This is a genomic window from Microcystis sp. M079S1 (assembly GCF_020246425.1).
In the GTDB taxonomy this organism is placed as follows: domain Bacteria; phylum Cyanobacteriota; class Cyanobacteriia; order Cyanobacteriales; family Microcystaceae; genus Microcystis; species Microcystis aeruginosa.
Genome location: NZ_JADBSZ010000246.1, coordinates 1 through 6,958, shown reverse-complemented (window position 1 = coordinate 6,958; position 6,958 = coordinate 1). Strand labels below are relative to the sequence as shown.

The following is a 6,958-nucleotide window of genomic DNA, read 5'->3' as shown; positions in this document are numbered from 1 at the left end:
GAAACAATCTGAATTTCCCTGACTCGGTGCATTGGTTTGGTTGGCTTTTCGGTGGTGATTAGTTCATCAGCTTGAATTTGCAGCGCAGCAGCAACATGAAGTGCATCCATCGCCGCTAAACCGTAAGTGCCAGCAATTTCACGACTCACTGCACCCTCCTCGACGTGCAGCAAGTTCTTGTTCTATTTCATCTTCATTGAGCAGTTGCAATCCAGCTGCGATCGCCCGATGTCGGATTTCCCATAACTTTTTGCTTAATGGTGTTTGGGGAATAAATTTAGCTTCTGGTGTTGTTTGTGACTCAGATTTAAGTATTTGAACAAATTGCCAAACTTTTTGTTGCTTTTCCGGGGTCAATTCTCGCCATTGTTCAAGTAGTTCTTCTTCTTTATCCATAAATACCTCGCTCTTAAATTACGCATTCCTCGAATCGTTGGCTGTCCAAGACATATTTGTGGATTAACTTTCGGCTCTTGTAGTAGATATGTATGGGTAGTTCAGGTGTTTTAGGTGGGAACTGGTTCACCTGGCCGCAAACTAGACCATTTACCGGTTTCCCGTAAAAAGCTTTCACAACCCACCACATCCCACTCCATTTCGATATAATCTTCTTTGGTGCGAATGTTAACGTTAATAGAAGGGTTCTTCGCTTCAAAGTCCGGTGTCTCGGTGAGATGACGTTCCTGATGTTGTGTTTCTACGGCATGATAGGTGAGACAGCGATCAACAAAATAGCAGTTAATACAAATACACATAGGTTTAACTCTATAGGTCTTTTCCGCTAATCTAGCTCAGTCTCTCCCCAAATGGGGCCGGTCAAAATTATATTTTTGTAAATTGCTCTTCTCGATGTCTTGTCAAAAAAACCTAGATAGTTTAGTTAAAGAAGTTTTTGCGATTAATCAGCAAGAATTGCCAGAAAATGCTTATTTAGTCGGTGGTGCTGTGCGAGACGCTTTATTAAACCGTCAGAAAGACTATATTGACCTAGATTTTGTGGTTCCCGAAAAAGCGATCGAAATTGCCCAAACTATTGCCCATCAGTATAAAGCGGGTTTTGTGGTTTTAGATGCCGTTCGTCAAATTGCTCGCGTCGTTTTTCCCCAGGGAACCCTTGATTTCGCACAACAGGAGGGAGAATCTCTAGAAATAGACCTAAAAAGACGGGATTTCACCGTTAATGCTCTTGCTTATAATCTCCACACCCAAGAAATTTTCGATCCTTTAGGGGGATTAAAAGATTTAGGCTGCCAATCCCTGCGGATGATTTCCCGCGAAAATCTCCAAGATGATCCCCTAAGATTATTAAGAGCCTATCGACAAGCGGCTCAATTGGACTTTGAGATCGAACCCCATACCCGTGCAACTATTCGTTCTCTTGCCCCTTTATTGCACCGTGTAGCCGCCGAAAGGGTACAATCCGAGTTGAATTACCTTTTGCTCAATTCCCGTGGCAATAAATGGCTAAAAAGTGCCTGGGAAGATGGCTTATTATCTCTCTGGTTGCGTCGGATTACCCCCGCAAAAATGGAGCGAGTTATGGGGGTGGAAGCGGCAGCGGGATTTTTAGAATCTTTGTTACCAGAAAAATTTATCTTTTCCCCTTCTCAGTTACAGTTGACAAAATTGGCCCTATTGGTATCGGATATCTTGGCAGAAGCGGAAAAAGAGTTAATCGATCTCAAGTATTCCAGAGGGGAAATTCGCACGGTAATCACGGTGATTAAGTGTTTACCTCCTCTCAAGGAGGCAGATAATTTAAGTCTGCGGGAACAGTATTTTATTTATCTAAATACGGGAAAAGTATTTCCTATCTTTGCCCTTTTTGCTCTATCGATGGGGATTAACAAAAATATCGTCGCTTCTCTGTTGACTTCCTATCTCGATCCCGATAATATTATCGCCCATCCCCGACCTTTATTAAGGGGCGATGATTTAATTAACCATTTACACCTGAAACCCAGTCCGATTATCGGTAAGTTATTAACTGAGGTACAAATTGCCCAAATTGAAGGCAAAGTTACAGTTTTTCAGGAAGCGATCGATTTTGCTAAAAAGTTATTACAGCAGTTATCTTAATGGTGAGGTTTGTGTCGGGTTTTGTCGCCTCAACCCGACTTAGCAATTGTTCACAGTTTGGAGAGTTTTGTATGTTAATCAGAGTTTTAGATTCGGATTGAGTCTCAGGGTTTTGACTTATCCAAAACTCAGATTATCCAAAACTCAGATTTATTTAGTTTTAAGCTGTGAAGATTGGGGAGCGTTTTCTCCTTAGATTAAAACACGACCGTTTTATTGTACTCCCTTCGATTGATTCAAGAGATTTTGGTAACATTCGGTCGGGGTACGGTAAGATAAATATTTAAAGGGAGTCTGATTAATTATTTCTGCAAATCTTTCGTTATCAACCGCATTGTACTGATCTAATTTAGCGATTAAATTCTTCATGTTATTCATGGAGCTTACCAGACTCCTATTCTCGGATTTGAGATAATGAATTTCAGGGGAATCGCCCTCATGCCGATCAATGGTGGTAATTTGAGCGATAATTCCCTTAATTCCCTGCTTGTACGAAGAAATTAAGGTGTATAAACTCTTTTCCTGAGTAATGAGAAAAATACCTCTCTTCCTGAGATCGAGGACATCAATTCGCCAAGCATTATTATCGGCGATAAAATCTTCTCTTGACTGCACTTCTCGTTGAAGTCTTTCGGCCGCTTTGCTTGATAAAATCAGATTCATCTCTAAAGATAAAGTTAATTATTTAATATTATAAACCAACTAGATTTTTGGTTCTTCGTTACTTGGTATGGTTTGATCGGGTGGCATAAATCGACTACATCCTTATTAGATGAGCTTACCCTGAGAATCTGGCAAAGAAGGTTAGAAACTCAGTACATCAAAGCTTTTAGCTTAACTAATTAGGTTTTAGATTCGACCCTTGTTATCAGGGAGCAATGTTACGCGAAAAAACCGAGTTAAATCCCAAAATTAGGCGTTAAAATTGTCGAATCGAATTTTAAACAAAAACACGATGCTGTAGGGACGGCATTTGTCGTCGCACCTGTTGCAGACGTTGGGGATTAATTTCGGCAATTGCCACTCCCGCTTCTTCCCCCGCATCGGCTAAAACCACACCCCAAGGATCGATAATCATAGCGTGACCGTGGGTGTAACGGCGTGCGTAATTATTGCCCGTTTGAGCAGGAGCTATTATATAACAAGTATTCTCGATCGCTCGCGCTTGTAACAAAACTTTCCAATGATCTTTCCCTGTAAAAGCTGTAAACGCCGCGGGTACAAATAAAACATCGGCTCCTTGCTGCGATAAATAGCGATAGAGTTCGGGAAAACGCACATCATAGCAAATCGAGAGGCCAATTTTGCCCAAGCTATCGGAGCCATAAATCGGCGGTAAATCGATTCCTGCCATGACTGTACTCGATTCCTGATAGGTGTTACCATCCGGGACATTGACATCAAAGAGATGGACTTTTTGATAACGGGCTAATTCCGCACCGTTGCCATCGACTAAAATAGCGGTGTTATAAGCCTTATCGGGAATACCCGTCACCGGCACGGGAAAACCACCCCCTAAAATGGTCACTTGAAACCTTTGGGCCATGGTGCGGAGGAATTTATCGGCTTTGAGAGCAATAGTCTCAGCCTGGGCGATTTTATCGGTTTCTGCCCCCATAAAAGCGAAATTCTCCGGTAAACCGATTAATTCCGCCCCTTTACCCACGGCAAGTTCGATCAACTCTTCAGCGGCAGCGAGATTTTTCTCTAAATCCGGCTGACTGGTCATTTGAATGGCGGCGGCGAGATAGGATTTCATGGGGGTTGAAGCTCTAGAGTCGGATAATCTCTGTAAAATTAATCATAACCTTCGATTATATCCAATTTCAGATATTTTGTCACCCCATGAGTAAAATTGTTTTCTGTGACTTTGATGGCACTATCACCGCCGTGGAAACTTTTGCGGGTATGCTCAAAGAATTCGCCCCCGATTTATCGGCCCAAATTATGCCCCAAATGTACGCCCGCACTCTCAGTCTGCGCCGGGGTGTCCGTCAACTGCTAGAGTCGATACCGAGCCAAAAATACGCCGATATTCTCGCCTATGCCGAAAGCAAGCCAATTCGCCCCGGATTAGCCGAATTCCTCGCTTTTTTACAGGAGCAATCCATCCCTTTTATTATTATCTCCGGTGGCATCCAAGGCATGATTGAAACGGTCTTAAAACGGGAGGGACTATTAGATAAGGTGACAGCAATTTATGGGGTCAATCTTCATACTCAAGGGGAATATTTGCAAGTTCATTCCGATTGGGAAAATGAGACGGAATTAGTGGCTAAAGCCTTGATTATGGCCAAATATTCAGGAGTAGAAACTATTGCGATCGGTGATTCCGTTACCGATATTACCATGGCTAGAAAGGCCGATCTAGTTTTTGCTAGGGATCGTTTAATCGATTATCTGCAAGCGGAAAATCAACCCTATATTCCTTGGGATAACTTTTTTGAGATTCGTGAATATCTGTTATTGAGAGATTAGGGATTGGCTGTTAAGTAGCTGGTTGTAATTAAATTAAACATAGATTTTAGGTTCGATCCCCCCTGCCCCCCTTGATAAGGGGGGTGCCGATCCCCCCTGCCCCCCTTGATAAGGGGGGTGCCGATAGGCGGGGGGATCCCCCTTGATAAGGGGGGTGTCTGACAACTTTTAACACCTACCTACTTATAAGTAATGGTTAGGATAGGCAAGAGGCAATGATTTTCGCCGTCTCATTCCCAAGCTCCGCCTGGGAATGATTTTTGAAGGCTCTGCCTTCTGTAAAGATTACTCAGGAGGCAGAGCCTCTCATTAAACATTTCTAGGCAGAGCCTAGAAACGAGAAATCTATCGATTGTAATCTATACCTATATCTATATATAGATATATATCTATATATATCTATATATAGATATATATAAGTCTCTATAATCTATCGAAAGAAATACCTGGTTTCTACCTAAAGTTAGATTTAAAGAGCGGCGATTTTGTTTAGGATTACCTCAGCAGGTGGGACAATTTTAAAAACGTTTAAAATTCGTCTAACAATCCAACCAAAGCTGCCCTAAATCGGGGGGTAGAATCCCGTTATGGCTCTGTCTTGTCATTGAGGAACTAGCTTAAAATTTAGTGATTGGCAATTTTGAAAAAACCAGTCTTTCTCCCTTGCCAATGTCGCTTAATTCAAGATTTTGGTTCTTCGGTTTGTGTTATGCAAGGGACGGGATTATAAGAGATGAAACCCTTATAGAGAAAGAGATTGCTTCGAGATTTGTCAATTGTTTTCGATCTAGAACGAACTAATCAATTAAGTCTCTTGCCAGATAAGAATTTAGTCGATTTATGCCACCCGATCGAACCATACCAGGTAACGAAGAACCAAAGATTTTTTATTTTTTACTACCCTACTCTCAAGGGTAAAAATAATTGTAAATTTTTGTTGGTTTAGGCTTGACAAAATCGGGGGGGGGGTAAAATCCAGTTGTGGCTCTGTCTTGTCATTGAGGAACTAGCTTAAAATTTAGTGATTGGCAATTTTGGAAAAATCAATCTTTCTCCCTTGCCAATGTCGCTTAATTTGAGTTCTTCTCCTTTAAAGGTCAGTCAGAACATTTGTTTGTTTATTTGTTTTGAGGAAAGTTTCTGAGTATGAAAACTTCGACTGTGCTGAAAAAATTTTCAACGGCTGCTGCTGGATCGGCAGCATTTCTCGCCCTTAGTAACTTTCCTGCTAATGCGGTCAGTGTCGTCCAAATTCCGCAGAGTTCCTTCACTCCTCAAGCAGGATTGATCACCTTTAGTGAATTGGGTCTGGGTACGGTCAACCCTACTTATACTCCGGCGGCTTACGGCGGCAATCCCTTGACGGCACCAACTGTTACCTTTGGTGGCTTCTATCAAGGCCAGGGTTTGTCTACTAACCCTGGAGTAGATTGCCCCGGTGGTGCTGCTACTGGCTGTGTTGTCGGTACGCCTACCAACCCTCTAGCCCTAGATCCGAATTCCCCAAATACTTTCATCACCAATGATGGAGCAGCACCCAATAGCCCGGTGCTGTCGGGAACTCCCATGTTTAACGGTCCTATAACGATTTTATTTGACAAAGACATGGCTGGCGTGGGGTTAGATGGCGGTTTCTTCGATGCTCCCAACTCAACTGCCATCACAGCCTTTGCCCGAGATGGCTCATTTCTCGGTCAAGTATCCAATACTGGCACGGGCATTGAGTTTCTGGGTTTAGTCACTAGCGATGGCAGTGCGGCAATTGCAGGTTTGCAGTTCAGTCTCATCGGTCCTGAGCCTGCTGGTTTTGCCATTGATAGCCTGCGCTTTGGACTTCCAGGGCAAGTTAACCCGCCAGCAACAACACCCGAACCTACTTCAGTTTTAGGTTTACTTGCCATCGGTGCTTTGGGTGCGGGTGCAGCCTTGAAGCGCAAATTAAAATAAAAAACTGGCAAATCTAGCCTTAAATTGGCAGCGATCGCACTTTATCAATAGAGCGCGATCGCTTTTTTGGGAGACATTCCAGATTTTTATTAATCTTTGTTAGAATGATGAGATGGGTAATGGCTTTGAGTTGATTGGAGAACTAACCGAAATAGAGATTATCGCCGTCAACCTCTCTATTCGTGAACTCAGAAGGCTAAAAGCGCAGTTTGGGGGTCGTCGATGGCGAAAGCTAAAAGGAGTCGGCTTAGTTCAATTTCCTAATGGAGAAATCCGCAAAGCTGAACTACACTGGTATGAGTCTCATCGAAAATTTGGGTCTGAAACCCCGTCGTTCTACGACGGCTTTACTGTTAAATATGAGCATCGTTTACGAAATATATGCTAAAATGTGAGGTATGGAAAAAGCCTATTCGTTTCGATTTTACCCCACACCCGAACAAGAGTCGCTATT

8 protein-coding genes are annotated in these 6,958 nt (G+C 42.7%); 4 read left to right on the top strand and 4 right to left on the bottom strand.

What is annotated here, in order from left to right:
* Positions 1-138 precede the first annotated feature (138 nt).
* Together IM456_RS16320 and IM456_RS16315 are read right to left on the bottom strand one after the other, a co-directional pair.
* Positions 139-396, bottom strand: coding sequence for a hypothetical protein (locus IM456_RS16320; protein ID WP_002739553.1), 258 nt, complete (start codon positions 394-396; stop codon positions 139-141).
* Positions 397-506: 110 nt separating this feature from the next.
* Positions 507-755, bottom strand: coding sequence for a Ycf34 family protein (locus tag IM456_RS16315; RefSeq protein ID WP_002795917.1), 249 nt, complete (start codon positions 753-755; stop codon positions 507-509).
* A 94-nt stretch (positions 756-849) separates the two neighbouring features.
* Here IM456_RS16315 and IM456_RS16310 point away from each other — a divergent pair, with 94 nt between their 5' ends.
* A complete protein-coding gene (locus tag IM456_RS16310) occupies positions 850-2,079 on the top strand; it encodes a tRNA nucleotidyltransferase/poly(A) polymerase-related protein (protein WP_287693928.1) in 1,230 nt (409 codons plus the stop codon).
* A gap of 213 nt (positions 2,080-2,292) precedes the next feature.
* Here IM456_RS16310 and IM456_RS16305 read toward each other — a convergent pair whose 3' ends face one another.
* Together IM456_RS16305 and IM456_RS16300 are read right to left on the bottom strand one after the other, a co-directional pair.
* Entirely contained in the window at positions 2,293-2,742 is a 450-nt protein-coding gene (locus IM456_RS16305) for a DUF6933 domain-containing protein (RefSeq protein ID WP_046662100.1), read from the bottom strand.
* 277 nt (positions 2,743-3,019) lie between these two features.
* Positions 3,020-3,838 carry a carbon-nitrogen hydrolase family protein gene (locus tag IM456_RS16300; RefSeq protein ID WP_002733058.1) on the bottom strand — a complete coding sequence of 273 codons (819 nt, stop codon included), beginning with the start codon at positions 3,836-3,838 and terminating at the stop codon, positions 3,020-3,022.
* An 86-nt stretch (positions 3,839-3,924) separates the two neighbouring features.
* Here IM456_RS16300 and IM456_RS16295 point away from each other — a divergent pair, with 86 nt between their 5' ends.
* The 3 genes from IM456_RS16295 to IM456_RS23375 all read left to right on the top strand — a co-directional run.
* Positions 3,925-4,557, top strand: a complete 633-nt coding sequence (locus IM456_RS16295) for an HAD-IB family phosphatase (RefSeq protein WP_002785751.1) — start codon at positions 3,925-3,927, stop codon at positions 4,555-4,557.
* A gap of 1,146 nt (positions 4,558-5,703) precedes the next feature.
* Positions 5,704-6,504 (top strand): PEP-CTERM sorting domain-containing protein, encoded by an 801-nt coding sequence (locus IM456_RS16290; protein ID WP_287693924.1) that lies wholly within the window; start codon positions 5,704-5,706, stop codon positions 6,502-6,504.
* Between the two features lie 398 nt (positions 6,505-6,902).
* Positions 6,903-6,958: helix-turn-helix domain-containing protein (locus IM456_RS23375; RefSeq protein WP_072024880.1), on the top strand; the 56-nt coding region annotated here is incomplete at its 3' end.